23 protein-coding genes are annotated in these 24208 nt (G+C 57.0%); 21 read left to right on the top strand and 2 right to left on the bottom strand.

All coding sequences use genetic code 11. The features are described from left to right. Positions 1 to 323 precede the first annotated feature (323 nt). Positions 324 to 530 (bottom strand): DUF1657 domain-containing protein, encoded by a 207-nt coding sequence (locus FKP33_RS18690; protein WP_054796732.1) that lies wholly within the window; start codon positions 528 to 530, stop codon positions 324 to 326. Between the two features lie 169 nt (positions 531 to 699). Between FKP33_RS18690 and FKP33_RS18695 the strand changes: the two genes are divergently transcribed. The 17 genes from FKP33_RS18695 (at position 700) to leuS (ending at position 17895) form a co-directional block, all read left to right on the top strand. Then, positions 700 to 1560, top strand: a complete 861-nt coding sequence (locus FKP33_RS18695) for a DUF421 domain-containing protein (RefSeq protein ID WP_054796731.1) — start codon at positions 700 to 702, stop codon at positions 1558 to 1560. Positions 1561 to 1583: 23 nt separating this feature from the next. After that, positions 1584 to 2063, top strand: a complete 480-nt coding sequence (gene spoVAC / locus FKP33_RS18700) for a stage V sporulation protein AC (protein ID WP_054796730.1) — start codon at positions 1584 to 1586, stop codon at positions 2061 to 2063. Position 2064: 1 nt separating this feature from the next. Then, positions 2065 to 3081 carry a stage V sporulation protein AD gene (gene spoVAD / locus FKP33_RS18705; RefSeq protein WP_141336042.1) on the top strand — a complete coding sequence of 339 codons (1017 nt, stop codon included), beginning with the start codon at positions 2065 to 2067 and terminating at the stop codon, positions 3079 to 3081. 18 nt (positions 3082 to 3099) lie between these two features. Further along, positions 3100 to 3465, top strand: coding sequence for a stage V sporulation protein AE (gene spoVAE, locus FKP33_RS18710; protein ID WP_054796744.1), 366 nt, complete (start codon positions 3100 to 3102; stop codon positions 3463 to 3465). Positions 3466 to 3684: 219 nt separating this feature from the next. After that, positions 3685 to 4644: an AAA family ATPase gene (locus FKP33_RS18715; protein WP_127606946.1), complete on the top strand. Its 960-nt coding sequence runs from the start codon at positions 3685 to 3687 to the stop codon at positions 4642 to 4644. After that, entirely contained in the window at positions 4641 to 5894 is a 1254-nt protein-coding gene (locus FKP33_RS18720; protein ID WP_236595853.1) for a DUF58 domain-containing protein, read from the top strand. Before FKP33_RS18715 ends, FKP33_RS18720 begins: the two co-directional genes overlap by 4 nt. Then, positions 5891 to 8119 carry a transglutaminase TgpA family protein gene (locus FKP33_RS18725; protein ID WP_141336043.1) on the top strand — a complete coding sequence of 743 codons (2229 nt, stop codon included), beginning with the start codon at positions 5891 to 5893 and terminating at the stop codon, positions 8117 to 8119. Before FKP33_RS18720 ends, FKP33_RS18725 begins: the two co-directional genes overlap by 4 nt. Before the next feature lie 145 nt (positions 8120 to 8264). After that, positions 8265 to 8759 (top strand): YqeG family HAD IIIA-type phosphatase, encoded by a 495-nt coding sequence (locus FKP33_RS18730; protein ID WP_127606942.1) that lies wholly within the window; start codon positions 8265 to 8267, stop codon positions 8757 to 8759. 7 nt (positions 8760 to 8766) lie between these two features. Next, complete coding sequence (gene yqeH / locus FKP33_RS18735) at positions 8767 to 9897, top strand: ribosome biogenesis GTPase YqeH (RefSeq protein WP_141336044.1); 1131 nt, start codon at positions 8767 to 8769, stop codon at positions 9895 to 9897. A gap of 66 nt (positions 9898 to 9963) precedes the next feature. After that, positions 9964 to 10827 (top strand): shikimate dehydrogenase, encoded by an 864-nt coding sequence (aroE, locus tag FKP33_RS18740; RefSeq protein WP_054796729.1) that lies wholly within the window; start codon positions 9964 to 9966, stop codon positions 10825 to 10827. Between the two features lie 460 nt (positions 10828 to 11287). Next, on the top strand, positions 11288 to 11578 hold the full coding sequence (yhbY, locus tag FKP33_RS18745; protein WP_127607047.1) for a ribosome assembly RNA-binding protein YhbY: 291 nt from the start codon (positions 11288 to 11290) through the stop codon (positions 11576 to 11578). A 39-nt stretch (positions 11579 to 11617) separates the two neighbouring features. Next, the gene (locus FKP33_RS18750) at positions 11618 to 12205 is read left to right on the top strand and encodes a nicotinate-nucleotide adenylyltransferase (RefSeq protein ID WP_127606939.1); all 588 of its coding nucleotides are present in this window, start codon (positions 11618 to 11620) and stop codon (positions 12203 to 12205) included. Continuing rightward, the gene (gene yqeK / locus FKP33_RS18755; protein ID WP_054796728.1) at positions 12195 to 12791 is read left to right on the top strand and encodes a bis(5'-nucleosyl)-tetraphosphatase (symmetrical) YqeK; all 597 of its coding nucleotides are present in this window, start codon (positions 12195 to 12197) and stop codon (positions 12789 to 12791) included. The genes FKP33_RS18750 and yqeK overlap by 11 nt, the downstream gene beginning before the upstream one ends. A 13-nt stretch (positions 12792 to 12804) precedes the next feature. After that, positions 12805 to 13152 carry a ribosome silencing factor gene (gene rsfS / locus FKP33_RS18760; protein ID WP_141336045.1) on the top strand — a complete coding sequence of 116 codons (348 nt, stop codon included), beginning with the start codon at positions 12805 to 12807 and terminating at the stop codon, positions 13150 to 13152. Continuing rightward, positions 13149 to 14048, top strand: a complete 900-nt coding sequence (locus FKP33_RS18765) for a CvfB family protein (protein WP_127606937.1) — start codon at positions 13149 to 13151, stop codon at positions 14046 to 14048. The genes rsfS and FKP33_RS18765 overlap by 4 nt, the downstream gene beginning before the upstream one ends. A 48-nt stretch (positions 14049 to 14096) precedes the next feature. Next, complete coding sequence (locus tag FKP33_RS18770; RefSeq protein ID WP_127607045.1) at positions 14097 to 14885, top strand: class I SAM-dependent DNA methyltransferase; 789 nt, start codon at positions 14097 to 14099, stop codon at positions 14883 to 14885. Positions 14886 to 15444: 559 nt separating this feature from the next. Beyond that, positions 15445 to 17895, top strand: coding sequence for a leucine--tRNA ligase (leuS, locus tag FKP33_RS18775; RefSeq protein WP_141336046.1), 2451 nt, complete (start codon positions 15445 to 15447; stop codon positions 17893 to 17895). A gap of 71 nt (positions 17896 to 17966) precedes the next feature. Here leuS and comER read toward each other — a convergent pair whose 3' ends face one another. Next, positions 17967 to 18800, bottom strand: coding sequence for a late competence protein ComER (comER, locus tag FKP33_RS18780; protein WP_141336047.1), 834 nt, complete (start codon positions 18798 to 18800; stop codon positions 17967 to 17969). 96 nt (positions 18801 to 18896) lie between these two features. On the opposite strand from comER, the gene FKP33_RS18785 reads away from it, so the two are divergent. The 4 genes from FKP33_RS18785 (at position 18897) to FKP33_RS18800 (ending at position 24176) form a co-directional block, all read left to right on the top strand. Beyond that, entirely contained in the window at positions 18897 to 19523 is a 627-nt protein-coding gene (locus FKP33_RS18785; RefSeq protein ID WP_218029632.1) for a ComEA family DNA-binding protein, read from the top strand. Positions 19524 to 19664: 141 nt separating this feature from the next. Next, complete coding sequence (locus FKP33_RS18790; protein ID WP_141336048.1) at positions 19665 to 20954, top strand: homocysteine synthase; 1290 nt, start codon at positions 19665 to 19667, stop codon at positions 20952 to 20954. A gap of 17 nt (positions 20955 to 20971) precedes the next feature. Next, a complete protein-coding gene (locus tag FKP33_RS18795; protein WP_054796723.1) occupies positions 20972 to 21484 on the top strand; it encodes a deoxycytidylate deaminase in 513 nt (170 codons plus the stop codon). A 91-nt stretch (positions 21485 to 21575) separates the two neighbouring features. Beyond that, the gene (locus FKP33_RS18800; RefSeq protein ID WP_258313489.1) at positions 21576 to 24176 is read left to right on the top strand and encodes a DNA internalization-related competence protein ComEC/Rec2; all 2601 of its coding nucleotides are present in this window, start codon (positions 21576 to 21578) and stop codon (positions 24174 to 24176) included. Positions 24177 to 24208: the final 32 nt, after the last annotated feature.

Genomic DNA, 24208 nt, shown 5'->3' on the forward strand with positions numbered 1-24208 from the left:
AAAAGGCATATGTTCACGTGAACAATGGCATTATATCACGTTCTTTGTCATCTGAATAGACGGTCATTCCGTATCGTTAATCGCAATGGGCGAGTGACCGGTTCGCCGGACCGGGCGTACGCATAGGATGGATGGAGGGCCAAAAAGTTAGCGGAAGGAAGATACGATGGTCGCATACGAATCCGTGGTGCTTATCCTGGTGCTGTTTATTTTGCTGTTGGTCTTACTGCTGATATGGATATGAGGATTGTCGATTAAAAGCCCGGTTGCTTCTCCTTGGCGGAGAGGCGGTACCGGGCTCTTATTTGTTCTTCAGGCCAATATTAGAAGCCTTTATACTGCGGTTCTTCGTTCTCGAGATCTTGAACGCGAGAATTCACTTGGTCGACAATTTGCTGAGTTTGCTTGGCGCAATTCTCGAACAAGGTTTTGGCTTCCTGGTTCTGGGTGCCAAGAGCGAACGTCTCCAGGCTGGCTTGAGCGCTTTTCAAGGATGCGAGCGTCGTTTTTACTTGCGATGCCACTGTCATGCGAATCACCTCCCGAACTCTAATGTGCTCAAATTTTCTTAACTAATGAATGGAAAAAATCACCAGACGACGGGACCGGATAAACGGAAGTCGGTTCGGTACATAATTTATATCGTTCGCCTTGTTTTGCAAGGTCAAATAAGTGCTTGTTAGCAGGGAGAGGGAAGCTTTGCAGGATTTGATGCATATCGCATTACGTTCGTTCACGGCCCTCGTCATCTTGTTTGCGATAACGCGCATTTTAGGTAAAAAGCAAATTTCCCAGCTGACGTTCTTCGAATATATAACGGGCATCACTCTCGGGGAGTTGGCCGGGTTTATTTCGACCGATTTGGAAGCTCATTATTTATACGGCTTAACGGCTATCGCTGTCTGGTTTCTGGTGCCCTTCGTGGTCGAGCTGTTTACTTTGAAAAGCTTGCGGCTCCGAGAATGGCTCGAGGGCAGGGGAACCGTGTTTATCCAGGAAGGAAAAGTGCTGGAAGACAACCTGAAGCGGGAGAGGTTTACCGTGAACGAATTGCTGGAGCAGCTGCGAACGAAAAGCGTGTTTAACGTGGCCGACGTGGAATTCGCGATGCTCGAGGCGAGCGGCGATTTGAGCGTGCTGTTAAAAAGCGAAAATCAGCCGTTGACCCCGAAGCATCTCGGCATGCGGGTAGCGCGGGATCGCGAGACGAAGGCGGTCGTAATCGATGGCAATATCATGGACGAGGCGCTTGCTGCGGCGGGGCTGAGCCGGGAATGGCTTCACACGGAATTGGAGAAGCTAGGGGTAACGATGGAGAATGTTTTTATCGGTCAAGTCAACGCTTGCGGTCAGCTGTATGTCGATTTGTACGACGATAAGCTGCAGGTGCCGCAACAGACGGACATGCCGCTGCTTCTGGCCACTTTGAAGAAATGCGAGGCTGATTTGACGCTCTTCAGCTTAAGCACGGCGAGTCCGGAAGCGAAAGCGATGTATGAGCAAGATGCACAACAATTGCGACGCATGATCGATCAAGTCGAGCCCATACTAAAGAGATAGAAATTCGAAAGGAGACCGTCCGCATGTCCACGAAATCGAAGATGAAAAAGTTAACTTGGGTGCAGCAGGAGTATCAGGAATTAGCGAAGACGCGGGAACCGGCAAGACCGGTGCTGAAAAACTGCATACGCGCTTTTATCGTGGGTGGAGCCATCTGTTTCGTCGGACAGGTGATTAGTGAAATATTCATTCACGGGTTCGGCTTTGACAAGAAGACGGCCGGAGATCCGACGGTAGCCGTCCTGATTTTCATCTCTGTCGTACTGACAAGTCTCGGGGTATACGATAAAATCGCACAGTGGGCCGGCGGGGGCTCGAGCGTTCCGGTCACAGGGTTCGCGAACTCGGTGTGCTCTGCGGCGCTTGAACACAAAAGCGAGGGCTTTGTGCTTGGTGTCGGCGGCAATATATTTAAGCTGGCCGGCTCGGTCATCGTTTTCGGCGTAGTCGCGGCATTCGTTGTCGGCCTGACCCATCTGATGCTTGGCATAGGGGGGCAATAAGATGCTAATCGGACATCAGAGCTGGGAGTTCCGCAACCGGCCCGTCATTCTAGGCACGGCCACCGTCGTCGGCCCCGATGAAGGGGAAGGGCCGCTGGGTAATGAGTTCGACATTGTGCATGCCGATGCCATCCTTGGCCAGGACAGCTGGGAGAAGGCGGAGAAGAAGATGCTCGAGGAAGCGGCGAAGCTGGCCGTGGAAAATGCGGGCCTGACCAAGGAGAAGATCGAGTTCTACGTCGGCGGCGATCTGATCAACCAGATCATCAGCAACAGCTTTGCGGTCCGGACGATGCAAATTCCGTATCTCGGCATCTTCGGCGCATGCTCCACCTCGATGGAAGGACTGGCCATCGCCTCGATGATCGTCGATGGGGGTTACGCCAAGCACACGATGGCGGGAACGTGCAGCCATAACAGCACCGCGGAGAAGCAGTTTCGCTATCCGACGGAGTACGGCTCGCAAAAACCGCCTACCGCGCAGTATACCGTCACGGGTGCAGGAGTCGCCGTCATCGGCAAGCATGGCCGCGGCCCTGTCGTGACGGGGGCGACGATCGGCCGTGTTATCGATATGGGGATCAAGGACCCGTTCAACATGGGCGCGGCGATGGCCCCGGCGGCGGTGGACACGCTGCAGTCGCATTTTCGCGATTTCGACCGGCAGCCGGAGTATTACGATCTGATTGTTACCGGCGACCTCGCGGAGGTCGGATACGGGATTGCCCGCGAGCTGCTGAAGAAGCATCGGGTCCCTATCGAACAGACGACTTACAAGGATTGCGGGCTGATGATTTACGACTTGGAGAAACAGAAGTCGCTTGTGCAAGCCGGCGGCAGCGGCTGCGGCTGTTCGGCGACCGTGACTTACGGCCATTTGTTGAAACGTTTGGCGAAGGGCGAGTTGAAGCGCATTCTCGTCGTAGCGACCGGCGCGCTGCTGTCGCCGTTGTCGTTCCAGCAAGGCGAGAGCATCCCGTGCATCGCGCATGCGGTAGCCATAGAAAGCGGAGAGTGATCGAGAATGGACAATTGGATCCAATTTATATGGGCTTTCCTGATCGGCGGCGCCATTTGCGTCATCGGACAAATCCTGATGGACGTGCTCCGTTTGACGCCGGCGCACACGATGAGCACGCTTGTCGTCGCCGGCGCCCTTGTCGAAGCGATTCCTTACAAAGATAAAGGGCTGTACGACCAATTTATCGAATTTGCCGGCGCCGGCGCCACCGTGCCGATTACGAGCTTCGGCAACTCCCTCGTCAACGGGGCACTCAGTTCCTTGAAGGAGGACGGGCCGATCGGCATCATCGGGGGCATTTTCGAAGTGACCAGCGCAGGCATATCCGCGGCCATCATCTTTTCCTTCCTGGCCGCGCTCGTATTTCGCCCGCAAGGCTAGATCGTTTAAGATCGCAGAACGGCATCAAGACCTGTTTCAGCCCCTAATCAGGGGCTTTTTTGCATTTCTACAAACAATTTCATCAGTTTTACACGTATACGGCGAATTTTGAATCCGGTACAATGAAAATTACACCATACAAGCGAACTTTTTTCAGTCGCTGACGTATATGAATTAGTATGGATCATACAGAGGTACGACATAAAGGAGGCCCGGACGATGGAAACGATGATTCGAGAAGATGTACAAGCGTTAAAGCGCATACAGGCGAATTTGGAATCCTGCATTCTCGGCAAAACCGATGAGATCGCTTTGCTGCTTACGGCGATGCTGGCAGGAGGACACGTGCTGCTTGAAGATGTTCCAGGCACCGGCAAAACGGTCCTGATCAAGGCGCTTGCCAAATCGGTCCGCGGCCAATTTCGCCGCATTCAATGCAACCCGGACTTGCTGCCCACCGATATTACCGGTGTTTCCATCTACCATCCGAAGGAAGAGGCGTTCATATTCCGCCCGGGTCCGATCATGACGCATATTTTGCTGGCGGATGAAATTAACCGCGCGACGACGAAGACGCAATCCGCGCTGCTGGAAGCGATGGAGGAGCGTCACGTCACGGTGGACGGGGAAACGTATGAGCTGCCGAAGCCGTTCCTGCTGCTCGCGACGCAAAACCCGATCGATTTCGAGGGGACGTACACGCTGCCGGAGGCTCAGCTGGACCGCTTCATGATGAAGTTCAGCCTCGGCTACCCGGATGCGGAGACGGAAACGCAGATGATCGTTGCGCAAAACGTGACGCACCCGCTCGATACGCTGGAAGCCGTTTCGGGCGTGGAGCAAATATTGGCGCTGCAGCATCAGGTGAAGCTCGTGCACCTCGACGAAGCCGTCGCGGCTTACCTGGTGGCGGTGTCGCGTGCGACCCGCAACCATCCGGCCGTATACCTCGGCGCGAGCCCGCGGGCGACGCTGGCGCTGGTGCAAGCCTCGAAGGCCTATGCTCTGCTGCAGCAAAGAGAGTACGTCATCCCGGATGACATTAAATTTTTGGCGCCCTATGTGCTGGGACACCGGTTGATTCTGCAAGCGGAAGCGCGGATGGAAGGAGCGTCTGTTTCATCCGTCCTGCAGTCGGTGTTTCAACAAGTGAAGGTGCCGGTACGTTGGGAGAAGTGACCAGGGTGAGGACGTCGCTCGTTCAAAAATGGATCGAACGCCCCCGTTACAGCCGAAAATTTTGGGCGGTGGGCGCCGCTTTTTTAGGAAGCCTCGGGTACCTGTTGTTTCAAGGCGGCAAGCTGGCGCTGATGTTATTTGTCATCATGCTGATCCTGAGCGTATATTTGCTGCTCGGCCAGTGGAGCGGCATCAAGCGGACGCAGGGGACCCGTGTTCTTCATACGGCGGAAGGAGCGACCACCCTTGAAGCCGGGAGCACGCTCGGCGTGAAGGTGCAGCTGCAAATTCCGGGCTTTTGGCCGATCCCGTACGTGTTCGTGAAAGACCGTCTCTACCATAAGAACGGGCGCGAGCTGACGTTCGAAGCGACGCTCGTGCCGGATTGGCGCCGCCGCGCCGATTGGGAATACCGGACGCCGGCGATGCGGCGGGGACATTATACGTTCGGGCGGACGGAATGCGTGACCGAGGATATATTCGGCTTGTTCGAGCATCGGGGTGAGCTGGAGCTGCCGCAAACGATTTCCGTGCTGCCGCAAACGATCGCGATCCGCGATTGGCAGCAGTACCACCAGATGGTGAAGGGCGCGAACCATCATTCCTCGACGACCCGGGCTGTGCGCGAAACGACGCAAATCAACGGGGTTCGGGAGTATATATACGGCGACCGCATTTCCCGGATTCACTGGAACGCAACGGCCAAGACGGGCACGTGGAAGTCGAAGGAGTTCGAGCGCGAATCGCTGCCGAAAACTTATATCGTTTTGGACCGGGATCAGCGCCTTTACGGCGAGTCGGACGAATTCGAGCTTGCGGTTTCTGTCACCGCCTCGCTGTTTCAATATGGCTCGCAGCGAGGGCTGGCGCTTGGTCTCGTATCCGCGGGCAAAGACAGCGCATACTTCGAGCCGCGCCAAGGACAGCATCAGCATCAGCTTGTGCTGCGGCATTTGATGGACGTCGAGGCGGACAGTCCGGACACGATCCGTTCGTTATTGAAAGACAAGGCGCAGAAGCTGGCGCCCGGCAGCTTTGTGACGATCGTCAGCGCTTCCTTCGGCGAGCCGATGCTGCAGGTGCTGCTGGGGTTAAAGAAACAGCAGATGAATCCTTGCCATATTTGGATCGTGCCGCCGGCTGTACGCAAGGAAGCCTGGGCTAGCCAGCTGCAGTCCCGAGGGATTACTTGCTATGCGATCGGTCAATTAACCGATCTGCCTGTCCAGTTGGGAGGTCGGGCCGGATGAACGGGAAACCTCTCTCTTGGAAAAAGCGGCTGTTGTTCGAGGAGTGGCCGTATCGGCTAACGGTGCTATTTAGCGGCATATTTTTGCTTCAACTCCTCCTTTGGTTTCAGAAGGAGGATTACTGGCTGCTGCCGGAGACGGTGGCGGTCATGGCGTGGACGCTGCTTGCCGTTTGCGTGCTGGAGCACATTCCGTGGATGCACTGGATGCTGCGCGGGGTACTGCAGTTCATCGCGATCTTGACGATACAAGTGACGGTGCTGGAGCGATACGAAGCGATCGAACCGATGACGCTTGGAAGTTTTTTTTCATCCAAACTGTTTCTGAACTTATACGAACTGACGCCTTATTTATGGTTCGGCCTGGGGACCTGGGTCGCCTACCTGACGATGATCTGGTGGGTGGAATCGAAGTGGCGCATCTACGTGCTGCTTGTCGTGGGCGTGCTGGCGCTGTGCATCCGCGATTCGTTCTCGGGCGTATACTTGTGGCCGCAGGTCGTCATCATGGTCGGCTGCGGGCTGTTCCTGCTGATTCTGGCGCACTTCCGGCGGCTGCGGATGAAGGATCCGTCGGCTTGGAGACAGCTCTCGGAAAACCCGTTCTCGATCGTCCTGCCGGTGACCGGTCTGATCGGCCTGACGCTGCTTGCCGGCGCGGCGATGCCGGAAGTCGGCCCGATGCTGACCGATCCGTATACGGCCTGGCGAGCCTACCGCGGCGAGCCGATGAACTTCGCCACCGGCAAAGGGGAGCAGGTTGCCCTTGCGACCGATGCGATGGACGCGTCGTCCGGCTACAGCCGGAATGACCGATTCCTTGGCAGCGGATTCCAGTTCGATTATACGCCGGTGATGACCATCGACACGACGCACCGCGGGTATTGGCGGGGCGAGACTCTCTCGTTATATACCGGCAGAGGGTGGCAGGAAAGCGAGCTCGATCGCGCTTCCTGGGGGCCGGTCCGGCCGGATGCGGTCTTGCCGGCGGATACGCGATTGCCGGGCGACCAAATGAAAACGATCGAGGTCACGCAAACGGTGACGCTGCTGAACGATGACCGGTATCCGGTTCTATTCGGCGCCTATTCGATACAGAAGGTCGTAGGGATGAACGGAGCGCGCAGCGGGTTTGAAGGACTGATGTGGTCGGCGCAGCAGGGCGAGCTTCGATTCAGCGAGCGTCAGCCGTATCCGAAGACGTACACGATCGTGTCGCAAATGCCGGTCATCGACGAAGCGGCGCTGCGCAAGCTGCCGCATCAATTGCCGAGGCCGGAATTGGCGCCGTTCCTGCAGCTGCCGGATCATTTGCCTGAGCGGGTGCGCAATCTGGCTTTCGAAATTACCAAAAACGCAAGCAGCGATTACGATAAGGCGAAAGCGATCGAGCAATATTTGTCGATGAATTACGCGTACACGAATAAGCCCGACTTGACGAAGGGCCGCAGCCGCGACTTTGCCGACCGGTTCCTGTTCGAGATTAAAGAAGGCTATTGCGATTATTATTCCACGTCGATGGCCGTGCTGTCGCGAGCGGTCGGCTTGCCCGCAAGGTGGGTGAAGGGCTATTCCTCCGGCTCGACGACGCTCGACCAGCAAGGTTTGGGCGGGTTCGCGCCGGGCGAGCTGTTTGCCGATCCGAATGCCGCCGGCGAGTATACGGTGCGCAACTCTGACGCGCATTCCTGGGTCGAAGTGTATTTCAGCGGATACGGCTGGGTACCGTTCGAGCCGACGTCCGGATTCTCCATGCCGCGGGCCGTTCCGGTTGAAGATCCGGTCGCCGAGCCGCAGGCGGTCGGATCGCTGCCTGCGGTTGCGGAAGAAGAGGCGGCTCCGGCGGTGCAAAGCCGTCACTACCTGTTCGGCGGCTCGCTGCTTGTCGCGCTGCTGCTGGCCGGCTTTGCCGCATGGCGCTGGCAGCTGGTCGATCTTGTGCGGGAGCGCGCCCGCCGCCGCCGGGCCTTGCAGCTGAAGCAGAAAATCATTGTGGAATGCGAACGGCTGCTGCGCATTTTCCGCAGGCACGGCTACGTGCGCGAGGAGCACGAAACGCTTCGTGAAGCGGTGCGGCGATGGACGGCCAAGAGCAGCTGGATGAAGGGCGAGCTGGACGTCGTGCTGCACCATTTCGAGAAGGCCAAGTACGGCAAGGACGATATGACCGAAGAGGAATTCCGTGAAACTACGCAAATTGTGGAGAAGCTTCGTTCCCAAATGTAAATGAGGCCAAGGGCTGAGGGCCCGCTGCCGGAAGGCGGCGGGCTTTTTGAAGGTAAAGAAGGGATTGGCACTCCCTCTTTGAACACACCGGACAAGTGTGATATAGTTTGACGTATATAGCCATTGTTTCCCTGAGGTGAACGTTTTGCTGAAAAAGCTAATCCCGCGTGAGCAAGTGAACAGCATCTATGAACTTGAATTGGATACGTTATGGAAGCAGGGGTATCGGGGCATCATTACGGACTTGGACAATACGCTGGTCGGGGCCAAAGCGCCGTTCGCAACGCCGGAACTGATCGAATGGCTCAAAGTGGTGGGTCAGATCGGCTTTCAGGTTGTGATCGTATCGAATAATCAGCGCACCAGAGTAACCAAGTTCGCGGAGCCGCTGTCCCTGCCTTTTATTTACCGGGCCAAAAAGCCGACCCACGCCTCGTTCCGCAAAGCGCTGAACATGATGCGTCTGGAGGCGGGGCAGACGATCGTCATCGGCGATCAGATGCTGACCGATGTGCTCGGCGGCAATCGCCTGGGGTTATATACGGTGCTGGTCCGTCCGATTTCGCCTACGGATGAGGGCTTTTTTACGAAAGTGAACAGGACGCTCGAGAAAGCGGCGTTAAAGATGATGAAAAGGTAGGGAACGTATGACGCTTGACCATGAAAACAGGCAAGAGGACGACCGCTGCGCAGGCTGCGGCGTCACGCTGCAAACCGCAGACTCCGAACGGCTCGGCTATGTGCCGGCCCAAGCTTTGACCCGGACGCCGATCATTTGCCAGCGGTGCTTCCGCATCAAGAATTACAACGAGTCCTCCAGCATTACGCTGAATCAGGACGATTTCTTGCGGCTGCTGTCGCATGTAGGCTCGACCGAATCGCTGGTCGTGAACATCGTCGATCTGTTCGATTTCGAAGGCAGCATGATTTCGGGGCTGCCCCGATTCGTCGGCAAAAATCCGATCGTGCTCGTCGTGAACAAGATCGATCTGCTGCCCAAAGTGACGAACTATAACCGGATTTTGAACTGGGTGCAGCGTCAGGTGAAGGAAGCCGGGCTGCGGGTCGTCGAGGTAGTGCTTTGCTCGGCGAAAAAGAACATGGGCTTCGAGCGCGTTATTGAAGCGCTGGACGAACACCGCGAAGGGCGCGACATCTATGTGGTCGGCGCGACCAACGTCGGCAAATCGACGCTGATCAACCGGCTGATTCGCGATTACAGCGACCTGGATGCGGAGCTCACCGTCTCCCAGTACCCGGGCACGACGCTCGATTTGGTGCGCATTCCGATGGACGACGGCTCTTCGATCATCGATACGCCGGGGATCGTGTACAAACACCGCTTGACGGAGCTCGTGAACAAAAAAGATTTGATGAAGCTGATGCCGGACAAACCTGTGAAGCCGCTCGTGTTTCAGTTGAACGAGAAGCAGACGGTGTTTTTCGGCAGTTTGGTGCGTTTTGATTTCGTGCAAGGGGAGCGGCAGTCGTTCACGTTCTATACGTCCAACGGCTTGAAAGCGCACCGTACGAAGCTGGAGCGGGCCGATGAGCTGTACGCCGAGCATAAAGGGGTGCTGCTGTCGCCGCCGACGCTTGAAGAGCTGGAGGAGCTGCCGCCGCTCGTGAAGCACACGATCCGTATTCCGAAAGGGAAGCCGTCGGACGTCTCGATATCCGGTCTCGGCTGGGTCAAAGCGAACAGCGAGGCAGGCGCGGATCTCGTCATCCATGTGCCGAAGGGCGTCAAGGTGGCGCTGCGCGAATCGCTGATTTAATTCTTTCGTGCCGCATGGGGCGAGGGAGAACCGGATCTAAGATGAATATGGGGGGAACAACGGCCAATGCTAACGTCGCATAAGCTGGACAGTCATACGATCCTTTACGGCGTGTTCGGAGATCCGATCCGCCATTCCAAATCGCCGATCATGCTGAATCGGGCGTTCGAGGTTACAGGCGTTAACGCTGCTTACGGCGCGTTTCATATTGTGCCGGGGACGCTGAAAGACGCCGTTGCCGGCATCCGCGCGCTGCAGTTTCGCGGCGTAAACGTGACGGTTCCGCATAAAGTGGAAGTGATGGAATACTTGGACGCTATCGATGAAGGCGCGCGGATGATCGGCGCGGTGAATACGATCGTCAACGACAACGGCAAGCTGACCGGCTATAACACGGACGGCATCGGGTATATCCGCTCCTTGAAAGAGGAAACGGGCATCGACCTGCGCGGCCGCAAGGTGCTGATGATCGGCGCGGGCGGCGCCGCCCGCGGCGTCGGCTACGCGATCGCCAAAGAAGGCGCGGCGCATATTTACATCGCCAACCGTACCAAAGAGAAGGCGCAGGAGCTTGCCGCTTCGATGAGCGAGTTCTCGAGCGTCTCCGGCCACGGGCTCGACGAAGTCGCCGCTCTAGCCGGCGAAGCCGCGCTGATCGTCAACAACACGTCGCTCGGCATGCACCCGAACGTCGACGACGTTCCGATGGACGTCTCGCTGATCCGTCCGGACACCGTCGTCAGCGACCTCATCTATAACCCGCTGCTGACCCGATTTTTGCGCGAAGCCCGCGACCAGCGCGGCGCCGCGATCCACAGCGGGTTAGGCATGTTCATCTACCAGGGCGCTTACGCGTTCGAATATTGGACGGGCCAACCCGCTCCCATCGAAGCGATGCGCGCGGTTGTTTTGGAGTCCTTCGAGGGTTAAGCTCTGTACTTGGCTTTCGGTTTTAGTTTTAGGTAGGCTTTAAAGTCTTTTAAGGCTTTTAATCCTTTAAGGGCCGGATGGCCCCTTAAAGGGGGTGCGGCAGATTCGCCTCAGCATGAGCAGATTGCCGCCACCCCCTCTCTCGCCGTTAGCTTTATGACGCAGTCATAAGGCGGTACCACGGTCGAACGAAACGTTAGAAGTCCAGCATTCCTGTCTGCACGTGATGCAGGCAATAAGTCCCGTACGAGCGCCTAACGTAAGCGTGTCCCTGCCGTGTCAGCCCAAGGGGCTGACACGGCAGGGACGATAAGCGCTCCCAGCACAGACATTCCATCAACGACGGCCCAGTCGCTCATCCGCCACCATCTGGGGTCCAGGGGCAGCGCGCCCTGGTCCTCCCCCTTCGGGAAGGGGGAAAGAGGGGGATGCGATACAGGCAAGAAAGGTTTTGAATATGATGTTAACAGGCAAACAAAAGCGTTTTCTGCGCTCGCAAGCGCACCACCTCACTCCGATTTTTCAAGTCGGCAAGGGGGGCGTCAACGATCACTTGATCCGGCATATCGAAGAAGCGATCGAAACACGCGAACTCATGAAAGTGTCCATTCTGAACAACTGCATGGAGGACCGCCACGAAGTGGCCGAACAACTGGCAGAGGGAGCGGGCGCGGAGCTCGTTCAAGTCATTGGCAAAACGATCGTGCTGTATAAGGAATCGCGGGATCATAAAACGATCGAGCTTCCATAACGAAACGCTAGTTTTCCGATGGAACAGGAGGAGAGCCGGATGAAGGTTGGCATCATGGGGGGCACCTTTGATCCGATTCATATCGGCCATCTGCTGGCGGCGCAAAGCGTCTGCGAGGAGCTCGGTCTGGATGAAGTATGGTTCATGCCGACCAATGTGTCTCCGCATAAGGAGCAAACGCAAGGCGCCACGGCGCGGCAGCGCTTGGAGATGGTCCGTTTGGCGGTCGAGGGGCACGAGGCGTTCCGTGCAAGCGATATCGAGCTGGTGAAGGGCGGCGTCTCTTACAGCATCGAAACCGTCAGCTTGCTCCGGGAACGTTATCCCGACCATCGGTTTTACTACATTATCGGGGCGGATATGGTCCAGTATTTGCCCAAGTGGCATCGGATCGACGAGCTCGTACGGCTTGTGACGTTCGTCGGTCTGCAGCGCCCCGGCTTTGACGCCGATCTCGAAGAGCTGCCTGCGCCTATGAAGGAAGCCGTCATGCTCGCCTCCATGCCGCAAATCGAGCTGTCCTCCACCTTGATCCGTGAACGCCGGGCTGCAGGCCGGCCGGTGCGTTATATGGTGCCCGACCGGGTAAACAACTATATCGAGGTGAATCGTTTATATGAAACGTGAAGACATCATCGCATCGGTGAAGCAGCAAATGCCGGAGCGGCGCTGGACGCATACGGAAGGCGTGATGGAGACGGCAGTCATTCTGGCGAAGCGGTACGGAGAGGATCCGGCGAAAGCCGAGCTCGCCGCGATTTTGCATGACGTGTGCAAGTATTGGAGAGTCGACGAGCAGGCGCGCGTGATCCGTGAGAACGGGCTGCCCCAAGACTTGCTTGGCTATGACAAAGAGCTGTGGCATGCGCATGCCGGGGCGTGGGTGGCCGAGCATCAATACGGCGTCAAGGACGAAGCGGTGCTGGACGCCATCCGTTACCATACGTCCGGGCGAGAGCGGATGACGAAGCTGGACAAAATCGTCTGTCTAGCCGATTATATGGAACCGGGCCGGGATTTCCCGGGGGTGCATAATATTCGGGAAATCGCCGAACATAGTTTAGAGAAGGCGCTTATAGCCGGTTTTGACGGAACGATTCGCTTCTTGCTGGAGAAGGGCAAGCGAATTTACCCGCTCACCCTGTTCGCCCGCAACGGGCTGATCGAGGAACTGGAGCGGCAGGAGGAACACTACGATACGAACAGACACTAAGGGAGGAAATGGAATGACCATTCAACCGGACGAACTGATGACGCTCGCCGTCGAAGCAGCGGAAGAGAAAAAAGCGATGAACCTGGTTACACTGAATTTACGGGGAATTTCCTTGATTGCGGACTATTTCGTTATTTGTCACGGGAACTCCGAAACGCAGGTCCAGGCGATCGCTACGGAAATTCGCAAGCGGGCGGAAGAACGAGGAGCGCGTGTTCGCGGTTTGGAAGGCATGGATACGGCGCGTTGGGTACTGCTCGACCTCGGCGACGTGGTCGTGCACGTGTTCCATCGCGACGACCGGGAATACTACAACATCGAGCGCCTGTGGTCCGATGCGAAAGTGGTTGAGAAGGTATGAGGCTGGAAGCCGGAGTGGTCCGCAAGCTGGAGGTGGCCCGGGAGGTATCGCCGCACGGGTTCTTTCTTACCGATGGGGAGCAGGATGTGCTGCTGCATTATAGTGAAAAAGTCGGCGAAGTGAAGCCGGGCGATCAAGTGGACGTGTTTATTTATCACGATACGGAAGACCGGCTGACCGCTACGATGAAGAAGCCGCTGCTGACGCTCGGCGAAATCGCGCTGCTCGAAGTGGCCGATTTTCATCAACGGTTCGGCTGTTTTCTGGAAATGGGGCTCGGACGCCAGTTGCTGCTGCCGTTTCGCGAGCTGCCTGAGCTGCCGGAGCTGCGTCCGAAGGTCGGCGACAAAGTATTTGTCAGCCTGGCGCACGACCGTCAAGGGCGTCTTGTCGCGAAGCTCGCGAAGGAAGAGGAGCTGCGCAAGCTTTGCTTTGCCGCGCCGCAGGATTGGAAAAACCGCCGCGTGGACGCGCGGGTATACAAGACGCTGCAGATGGGCACGTTCGTCGTTTGCGACGGCGGAGTGTTAGGCTTCGGCGTGATCGGGCTTATTCACGCGACTGAACGCACGCGTCTGCTGAGGCTCGGCGAAGCGGTGAACGTTCGCGTTGCCTTCGTCCGCGAGGACGGCAATGTGAATTGCTCGATGCGCGAGCCGAAGGAAGTCGGACGCGGCGAGGACGCAGAGAAGCTGCTCGCGTTCATGCGGGAGCGCCCGAACGGGGCGATGCCGTACTCCGACGAGACGCCGGCTGACTTGATCAGCCAACGGTTCGGGATGAGCAAGTCGGCGTTCAAACGCGCCGTCGGCAAGCTGATGAAAGAAGGGCTTGCTTATCAGGATGGCAGTTGGACGTATTTAAAGAAGGATGAATCGAAACCGGTTGCCGACTGATCCAGAGGGCAAGCGGTTTTCTTTTGCGGGAAGGCGGTGGGCGTGAAGATGGCTTATGAGCGGTTTTCTTATGTGTACGATCGGCTGATGGAGGATATGCCTTACGAGGAATGGCTGCAGTTTGCGCGGCAATGCTGGGATAAATACGGAACCCCTCGCACGGTGGTCGATTTGGGCTGCGGAACGGGCAGCCTGGCCATACCGCTGGCGAAGCTCGGCCACGAGGTGATCGGGATCGATTTATCCGGGGACATGCTGACCATTGCGCAGCAGAAAGCGGATACGGCGCAGCGGGAAGCGCCTTTCGCGAAGGGCGGCAAGCTCACGCTGCTGCAGCAGGACATCCGGGAGTGGACGATCGGGAAGCCTGCAGATGCGGTCGTATCGTTCTGCGACTGCTTGAATTATTTGCTCGAGCCGGACGACCTGGCGGATGCGTTCCGGCAAACTTACGCTGGTTTGGCGCCGGGCGGAATATTTGCATTCGACATGCACACGCCTTATCAGCTTCAATCGTATTGGGAGTCACAGCCTTTCATGCTGAACGAGGACGATGTGGCTTATATCTGGACGTGCGATTTCGATAGCGAGCGCTGCGAGATTGAGCATGAGCTGACGGTGTTCGTCAAGGAGGACGAGGGCGCGAAGAGGGAGTCGGCAGGCGAAAGGTTCATCCGGGTCGACGAGACGCATCGGCAGCGGGCCTATCCGCTGGATCAAGTGACGCTCCTGCTGAAGGCAGCGGGCTTTCACGACATCTCGGTATATGCGGACTTTCTATGGAAGAAGCCGACGGAGGACACGCAGCGGGCGTTTTTTGTCGCGGTAAAAAAATAACGGGTTCGACCGCGCGCATGTTTACTTTCCGAGCAAGTGAAGTATGAGCTGCAGCAAGCAGAGCACGATGCCCCACAGCGGCAGCGACAGCAGCAAACCGTTGACCAATCCGCGCATGGGCGAATCCTCCTTGCACCCTTTTACCTCAAGTATGGTCTGATGGGGGAAGCCGTAATCATCGACGGCTTGACATGCGGGATTTATTTTACATATAATGAGGGATAATTGGATTCATATTGAAGGCTGTGACAAGAAATAGTAGCGATCATGAGCGCATGCAGAGAGCCGGTGGAAGGTGCGAACCGGCGGCGGCGTGAAGCGAACTCGTCTTGGAGCCAGATGGCGAATGAAGGTGTATCGGCAGCTTGAAGTTAGCGGCAGCCGCACGTTCGTAACCGGATCGAGCGCCCCGCGTTAAGGGGATCGAGTGGACGAGGGCAAAGCATGCCCGTCGTCAACTAGGGTGGTACCACGGGAAACCAAAGCTTCTCGTCCCTAGCGTCAGCTAGCGACGGGGGCTTTTTTGTTTGCTCGCAAATCGAAGGAGGATCAACTCGACATGACACAGGAAACAAGAGAAAACCAAGGGTACAACCCTTTGGTCATTGAGCCGAAATGGCAGCAGGTATGGGACAAAGAGAAGACGTTCAAGGTGCTTGAGGACGACGAGAAGCCGAAATTTTACGCGCTCGACATGTTCCCGTACCCTTCGGGAGCGGGGCTGCACGTCGGACACCCGGAAGGATACACGGCTACCGATATCGTATCGCGTTATAAGCGGATGCGCGGTTACAACGTGCTGCACCCGATGGGGTGGGACGCGTTCGGCCTGCCGGCCGAGCAGTATGCGCTGGATACGGGGAACGATCCGCGCGATTTTACGAATAAAAACATCGATACGTTCCGCCGTCAAATCAAGTCTCTCGGCTTCTCGTACGACTGGGACCGCGAAATCAGCACGACCGACCCGGATTATTACAAATGGACGCAGTGGATTTTCATCCAGCTGTATAAGAAAGGCCTGGCTTACGTCGACGAGGTGCCGGTGAACTGGTGTCCGGCGCTTGGCACAGTGCTCGCGAACGAGGAAGTCATCGACGGCAAGAGCGAACGCGGAGGTCATCCGGTCGTCCGCAAGCCGATGCGTCAATGGGTGCTTCGCATCACCGAGTACGCGGAGCGTTTGCTCGAGGATCTGGAAGAGCTCGACTGGTCGGAGAGCATCAAGGATATGCAGCGCAACTGGATCGGCAAGTCGAAGGGGGCGGAAGTGACGTTCCCGATCGAGGGGCATGCAGGCGAGGGACTCAAGGTGTTCACCACGCGCCCCGACACGTTGTTTGGTGCGACGTACTGCGTACTGGCGCCGGAGCATGAGCTGGTGGAGCGCATTACGACGGCGGCGCAGGCGGATGCGGTGAAGGCTTATCAGGAGCGCGCGGCGCATAAGAGCGACCTGGAGCGGACGGATTTGGCGAAGGAGAAAACAGGCGTATTTACCGGGGCCTATGCGGTGAACCCGGTGAGCGGCGGCAAGGTGCCGATCTGGATTGCCGATTATGTGCTTGCCGGATACGGAACGGGCGCGATCATGGCGGTGCCGGGTCACGACCAGCGCGACTACGAGTTCGCGAAGCAGTTCGATCTTCCGATCGTCCAGGTGGTTGAAGGCGGCGACTTGACGAAGGAAGCGTATGCCGGGGACGGCCCGCACGTGAACTCCGGGTTCTTGAACGGCTTAAACAACGAGCAGGCGATTGCCGCCATGATCGAATGGCTTGAAAGCAACGGCAAAGGTCAAGGCAAGGTGACGTACCGTTTGCGCGATTGGCTGTTCAGCCGTCAACGCTACTGGGGCGAGCCGATTCCGATTCTGCACCTGGAAGACGGCACAATGACAACCGTTCCGGAAGACCAGCTCCCGCTGCTGCTCCCGCAAGTGGACGAGATCAAACCGTCCGGTACGGGCGAATCGCCGCTGGCGAACGTCGAGGATTGGGTCAATACCATCGATCCGGTAACGGGCATGAAGGCGCGCCGCGAGACGAACACGATGCCGCAATGGGCAGGAAGCTGCTGGTACTACCTGCGTTTCATCGATCCGAAGAACGATAAAGAAATTTGTTCGCCGGAGCTTCAGAAGAAATGGCTGCCGGTCGACTTGTATATCGGCGGCGCCGAGCATGCCGTGCTTCACTTGCTGTACGCCCGCTTCTGGCATAAGGTGCTGTATGACATCGGTGTAGTCGATACGAAGGAGCCGTTCCACAAGCTCGTCAACCAAGGGATGATTCTCGGCGAGAATAATGAGAAGATGAGCAAGTCGCGCGGCAACGTGATCAATCCGGACGAAATCGTAAACGAGTACGGCGCGGACACCCTGCGCATGTACGAGATGTTTATGGGTCCACTTGAAGCGACGAAGCCTTGGAACGTGAACGGTGTAGAGGGCACGTACCGTTTCTTGAACCGCGTATGGCGGTTGTTTGTCGGCGAAGACGGCGCCTTGAGTTCGAAGATCGATGCGAACGAGGAGCTTGGCAGCGAAGCGTTCAAGCGCACGTGGCACCGTACGATCAAGAAAGTGACGGAAGATTTCGAGGCGCTTCGTTTCAACACCGCGATCAGCCAGCTGATGATCTTCGTCAACGAGGCTTACAAGACGGACCGCTTGCCGAAATCGGCGATGGAGCATTTCGTGCAAATGTTGTCCCCGCTCGCTCCGCACATCGCGGAAGAACTGTGGGAGAAGCTCGGTCACAGCGACAGCGTGACGTACGTGGCATGGCCGACTTACGAAGAGGCTTGGACGGTTGACAACGAAGTGGAGATCGTCGTTCAAGTGAACGGCAAAATCGCCGACCGTGCGACAATTGCCGCCGACGCGGACGAAGCGACCATGCAGGAGCTCGCATTCGGGCTCGATAAAGTGAAGGAAGCGACGTCGGGCAAGACGGTGCGTAAAGTCATTGTAGTCAAAGGCAAACTCGTCAATATCGTTGTCGGGTAATATGAAAAAAAACCGCATGCCTGTGTTGCACCGGCATACGGTTCATAACGGAAAACGTGAAAGCATCGCGTTCAATCGACCTTGGTTCTGAATAACCGGGCTTTCACCTTTTCCACATCTTCTTCGTATTTAGCATGAGTTGTGCGGATCAGGTCATAGAAGACCCCGCACAGCTCTTTTTCCATTATTAAGAGCGCTTCGGCGGTAATACCGCCCGGAACGGCCACTCTTTTTTGCAGCTCCGCCGGGGAGAAGCCGCCGGTCGTCAGCAGCTTGCCGGTGCCGAGCGTCATTTCGCTGGCGAGCTGCGTCGCTTCCGCTTCGGAGATGCCGGTCGTTTGAACCGCGGCTTCGACGAATTTTTCCACGAAGAAGGCCAGGAAGGCCGGGCCGCAGCTGCTCAGGTCCGAGGAGATGCGCGTATATTGTTCGGACACGCGAATCGGAGCGCTGATGTGGGAGAGCAGGTTCTCGAGCAGATCCTCGTCCTCCGGCAGCATGCGATCGCCGTAAATGCACAGCGTCGCGCCGCTTAATACGTAGTTGGTGATGCTCGGGATGATCTTGGCGATCTTGCAAGGGAGCAGCTCCTCCAAGTGGCGGATCATCACGGGACTTGTGATCGAAACAACGGTTTGCTGCGACGAAACGACAGATTCGATTTCGTCAATGACGGCTTTGAATTCCATTGGTTTTACGCACAGGAACAGCAGATCGGACTCCGCAGCCGTTTGTTTATTGGAAGGGGCCGCTTGAAGGCCCGGATAGCTTTGTGCCAAACGTTCCACTTTCGTTAACGTGCGGTTGGTTGCGATGATTTGCTCCGGGTTTAGCGCTCCGGAACGGATGAACGCTTCGATGAGTATGCTCCCCATGCTGCCTGTTCCTATGAATCCTACTCGCATGACCATCCCCCCTGAATAGATTGCAGCCTTTTTCCATTATATAGGGGGGCGTTTGAAAATATGCATCATTTTTCCAGTTAGAAGGAAGGGATGAAGATGGGAAACGGTCATTCTCCCCGTTTCGGCGGAATTTGGCTCGGGATGGCGGGCTTGCTTGCGCTGCTGATTGTCGGCTTTGCGCTGAAGCCTATTCTGTTTGCAGCTCCTGACGCGGGCTTTGTCACGGTCGACGAGGCGATGCGCCGTATGCTTCAAGAGCAGTCGGGCGCGGAAGCGGGGACCGGGAAAGCGGAGGATGGGAAAGCGGAGGCCCAGAAAGCGGAGGCCCAGAAAGCGGAGGATGGAAAGGCCCCGAGTGGCCCGGGAGCAGGAACTGCATCGGAGGCGTTGAAGCCGGCGGAGGCGGAGAAAGGGAAGCCGAACGAACCGGCGAACGACGCGCCGGAGGGAGCGAAGAAGCAATTGCCTTCCGCAGGCACGGAACCCGGTGCAGCGCAGCCCGCTCCGGGCGCAAGCGGCGGCAAGCTGAACCTGAATCTGGCGTCGGCCGACCAGCTCGATGCATTGCCGGGCATCGGGCCGAGCCGCGCACAGGCGATTATCGAGCTGCGCAGCAAGCTCGGCGGTTCGTTTCGCTCGGTGGATCAGCTCGGGGAGGTGAAGGGGATCGGCGAGAAGACGTTGAACAAGCTGAAGCCGCTCGTCACGGTCGGGACCGAGTGATGCCTTGCTTTTAATCATTTTGGAAATATGGCCGGTCCGGACGTTTCTAACGCGGTGCCTGCTTTCGTTTTTGCGAGAGATGTGCGACAATAGAGTTGTTTCTCATCCAATTCATGCCAATTTGAAGGAGGATTTGCACTCATGTCAGAACGCAAGCTTGCTTTGGAAACGTTAGCTGTTCATGCCGGCCAGGAAATCGATCCGACGACGAGATCCCGAGCGGTACCCTTGTATCAAACAACGTCCTACGGATTCCGGGATACGGATCACGCGGCCAATTTGTTCGGTTTGAAAGAGTTCGGTAACATATATACCCGCTTAATGAACCCGACCACGGACGTTTTCGAGAAGCGGGTGGCAGCGCTTGAAGGCGGGCTGGCGGCCCTCGCTACCGCATCCGGACAAGCTGCGATCACCTACTCCATCTTAAATATTGCCGGAGCGGGAGATGAGATCGTCTCCGCCTCCAGCCTGTATGGCGGCACTTATAATTTATTTGCGATTACGCTGGCGAAGCTTGGTATTCGCGTCCATTTCGTCGATCCCGCCGATCCGGAAAATTTCCGCCGGGCGATCACGCCGAACACGAAAGCTGTGTTTGCCGAGACGATCGGCAATCCAAGGGGCGATGTGTTCGATGTGGAAGCGGTTGCTGCAATTGCGCACGAACACGGCATTCCGTTAATCGTCGACAACACGTTCCCAAGCCCGTATTTGCTTCGTCCGATCGAACACGGCGCCGATATCGTTGTTCATTCGGCGACGAAATTTATCGGCGGACACGGGACGTCCATCGGGGGCGTGATCGTGGACGGCGGCCGCTTCGATTGGAAAGCGAGCGGTAAGTTTCCGGGCTTGACCGAAGCCGATCCGAGCTACCATGGCCTCGTCTATACGGAAGCGCTCGGTCCGATCGCCTATATTATCAAAGCTCGGGTGCAGCTGCTGCGCGATATGGGGGCGGCGATCTCGCCGTTCAACTCTTTCCAGCTGCTGCAAGGACTCGAGACGCTGCATCTGCGTATGGAGCGGCACAGCACCAATGCATTGGCCGTGGCCCGCTTTCTGGAAAAGCACCCGTCCGTGGAATGGGTCAGCTATGCCGGTCTGGAAAGCCATCCGTCCTACTCGCTTGCTCAGAAATATTTGCCGAAAGGCCAGGGCGCAATTCTGACGTTCGGCATTCAGGGCGGCGTCGAAGCCGGCCGGAAGCTGATCAATGCGGTGCAGTTGTTCTCTCATCTGGCTAACGTGGGCGATTCGAAGTCGCTGATCATTCACCCCGCCAGCACGACGCATCAGCAGCTCTCGGAGCAGGAGCAGGCTTCGGCCGGTGTATTGCCAGGCATGATACGTTTATCGGTCGGCACCGAGGCGATTGATGATATCCTCTATGATTTGGACCAAGCAATCCAAGCAAGCCAGCAGTAAAGGAGAAGAGCTTGACCATGACTCGACGCAAAGACTGGGACACTTATTTTATGGATATCGCTTATATGGCGTCTACTCGATCGCAATGCGGCCGCAGGCACGTCGGGGCTGTGCTCGTGCAGGGCAAAAAACTGCTGGGCACCGCCTACAACGGAGCCCCGTCGGGCGTGCCGGATTGCTCGGAAGCAGGCTGCATGCTCGTTGAAGAATACGAGCTCGTCGATACAGCAAGCGGAGAGCAGGTAATCAAGAAGCAGCGATGCATCCGCACGATTCATGCGGAGCAAAACCTGCTGCTGTTCACCGACCGCGAGGACCGGGAAGGCTCGAGCGTGTATGTGACCGATCAACCGTGCTGGACGTGTGCCAACATGCTGGCGAACAGCGGCATTGTGGAGATCGTGTACCATCGGGCGTATCCGAAGGACAGCGAGAAAGTCAGCGCGTTAATGGCCCAAAAAGGATTGACGTTCCGGCGTATGGCAGAATATGAACCGCCGTCCGGTACGTTAGCCGAAGTGAAAAATTAATCGATTGCCAAGAGGAAGAACCTCCAAATGATTTGCCGACAGGCGAATGACGGGAGGTTCTTTTTGTTGCTTATGCAGGGGGAGATGGGACTTGGGTTTGGCCGAAAGACCGGTCGTTCTGATCGTGCTGTGTTGGACGCTCGGCTATGTATTGGCGTACGTGTGGGGTCTGCAAACCGCAGGGATATATATGGCCTTAGCCGGTATCGCGTTCAGCGCGCTTCTTGCGGCGGCGAAGCCGAGAGGCTGGATGTGGCTGCTTGCCGCGGTTACCGTGCTGACGGCTGCCGGCTGGTATGGGGCGTACGATGATCGAAACCGGACCCTTATCGCTCCGGCCGCCGAGGAGGTGGAGCAGGTCGCTTTCCGCGGTCGCCTTGTGACGCCGGTAACGGTGGACGGAGATCGCGTTTCCTTTCAGGCGGTGGCGGAATCGGTTAAGCTGCCGGACGCGCAAAGGGTAGGTGAGGAGGGCGGTGAAGCTAGGGGCGAGAAGCTGCAGGTGTCCGTACGCTTGTTGAAGCAGGAGGAACAGCTCATGGCTGCGAGCTGGCGGCGCGGGGACCGGATTGAAATGACGGGAACGCTGAAACGGCCGTCAGAGGCACGCAATTTCGGCGCGTTTGATTACCGGCGATATTTGTATATGCACCATATTCATTGGCAGTTGACCGTCAAAGGAACGGAAGCAATCGTCGTGACGGCCCCAGGTCGCGGCGATTGGGGAGTGTGGCGGCTCGGGAGGTGGAACGACCGTTTTCGGGACGCGCTCGCTTCGAAAGTGGACGCGTTGTTTCCCGAAGAACAAAGCGGCTTTATGAAAGGCATGCTGATCGGCTTGACGGATGAGATCGACCCGGAGCAATTCGACGCTTTTTCCCGGCTTGGTTTGACGCATATTATTGCGATTTCCGGATTAAACGTAGCGATCTTTCTAGGCTGTCTGATCTGGCTGCTGCGGCGCATCGGATTGACCCGTGAGACCTATCTGTGGACGGCGATGGGCTTTATCCCGCTCTATATAGCGGCAACCGGGGGCTCTCCTTCCATCGTCCGCGCCGGGATGATGGCGATGATCGGCCTGTACGCGGCTTACCGTAACCGGTTGAAGGACGGCCTGCACCTCGCGTTCATCACCGGACTTGCCATGCTCGCGTGGCATCCCTATTACTTGACCGATGTCAGTTTTCAGCTCTCGTTTCTCGTGACGATCGGCATTATCGTTCTTGTGCCGAAGGTGAGCAAGCTGCTTCCGGTCACGAATGTGAAGCTGCGCGACGCCTTGTCGATCACGCTTGTCGCACAATTCGTATCGTTTCCGCTGACGATCTATTATTTCAATCAATTTTCGCTGCTGTCCTTTGCCGCCAACTTGGCGCTCGTTCCGGTTTTCAGTTTAGTTGTCATGCCGGTCGGAACGGTTGCCATGCTGCTTGGATTCGTGTCTATGGAGGCGGGCGGCATACTGGCCTGGATCGTGGAGAAGGTCAACGGGCTGTTATTTGCGGTTGTGACTTGGTGCAGCGAGCTGCGGTTGTTTCAGACGATTTGGCCCAGTCCAACCGTCGGTTGGATGGTCTTCTATTACGGAGGGCTGGCGGGGCTTGTATGGCTGGGGCTGCAAAGGAAGCAGCAAGTTGAATCCGCTTCGGAAGACAGCGGGCCTATGCTGGATTCGGTTCTTGTTATGCACTGGAAAACACGCTTGCATCGATGGAACCGCCGTGTCCTGCTGCCTGGGGCTGTCATTGGCTTAGGACTGGTGTTGTGGGCAGGGTACCGTCCGCTGCAGGAATATTCGCGGCAGGGCAAGGTGCAGTTTATTGACGTCGGACAAGGGGACAGCATCTTGATCCATTCTCCTGGAGAGGCCAGACACATCTTGGTCGACGGCGGGGGAACGGTGTCGTTTCGCAAGCCCGGGGAATCATGGAAGGAGCGGAGAGACCCATATGAGATCGGCCGCAAAACGCTCGTGCCGCTCCTGAAGAAGCGCGGCATCCAGCAGATCGACGAGCTCATCGTGACGCATCAGGACGAGGATCATTTCGGGGGGCTGCAGGCGGTCCTGGAAGACATTCCGGTGAAAAGGCTGCTGTTTAACGGAACGTTGAAGCCAATCCCGAAGGTGAAGCAGTTGTTTGAAACGGCACTTGCCCGGGGCACCCAGCTTGTCCCGATACAAGCCGGAGACAGGCTCAAGGTCGGGGCGGATACCGAGCTGTTATTTTTATTTCCCTTCAGTGAGATGGCGCAGCCGGAACGCACGACGGTCCGGTTGGAATCCGATCAAAATCCGATCTCGCTCGTATTCATGATGAAGATGGGCGGAACGCGATGGCTTTTTACGGGAGATATCGGGGTGAAGGAGGAACTGGAGCTGCTGGAACGTTGGTCCGCACTAACTCCGGAGCAGGGGGGAGGCTTGCATTTGCTGGAACAGCCGATCGATGTGTTGAAAGTCGCCCACCACGGAAGTAAATCGTCAACCGCCGACCCATGGTTGGAAGCTTGGCGACCGAAACAAGCGGTCATCTCCGCCGGAGCGAACAATGTGTATGGGCACCCGAGTCCGCAGGTGATGAAGCGGTTAAGCAGCCGCGGTACGCTGATTCACCGAACGGACCGCCACGGGGAGGTGCAAATGATGGTGAAGGAGGGGCAAATCTCCGTTCGCCGGAAGTTGGAATGAGGTGACAAGTGGATTGAAGGAATGTGTAAATT

The organism is Paenibacillus sp. tmac-D7, from assembly GCF_006519665.1.
Lineage (GTDB): Bacteria > Bacillota > Bacilli > Paenibacillales > NBRC-103111 > Paenibacillus_G > Paenibacillus_G validus.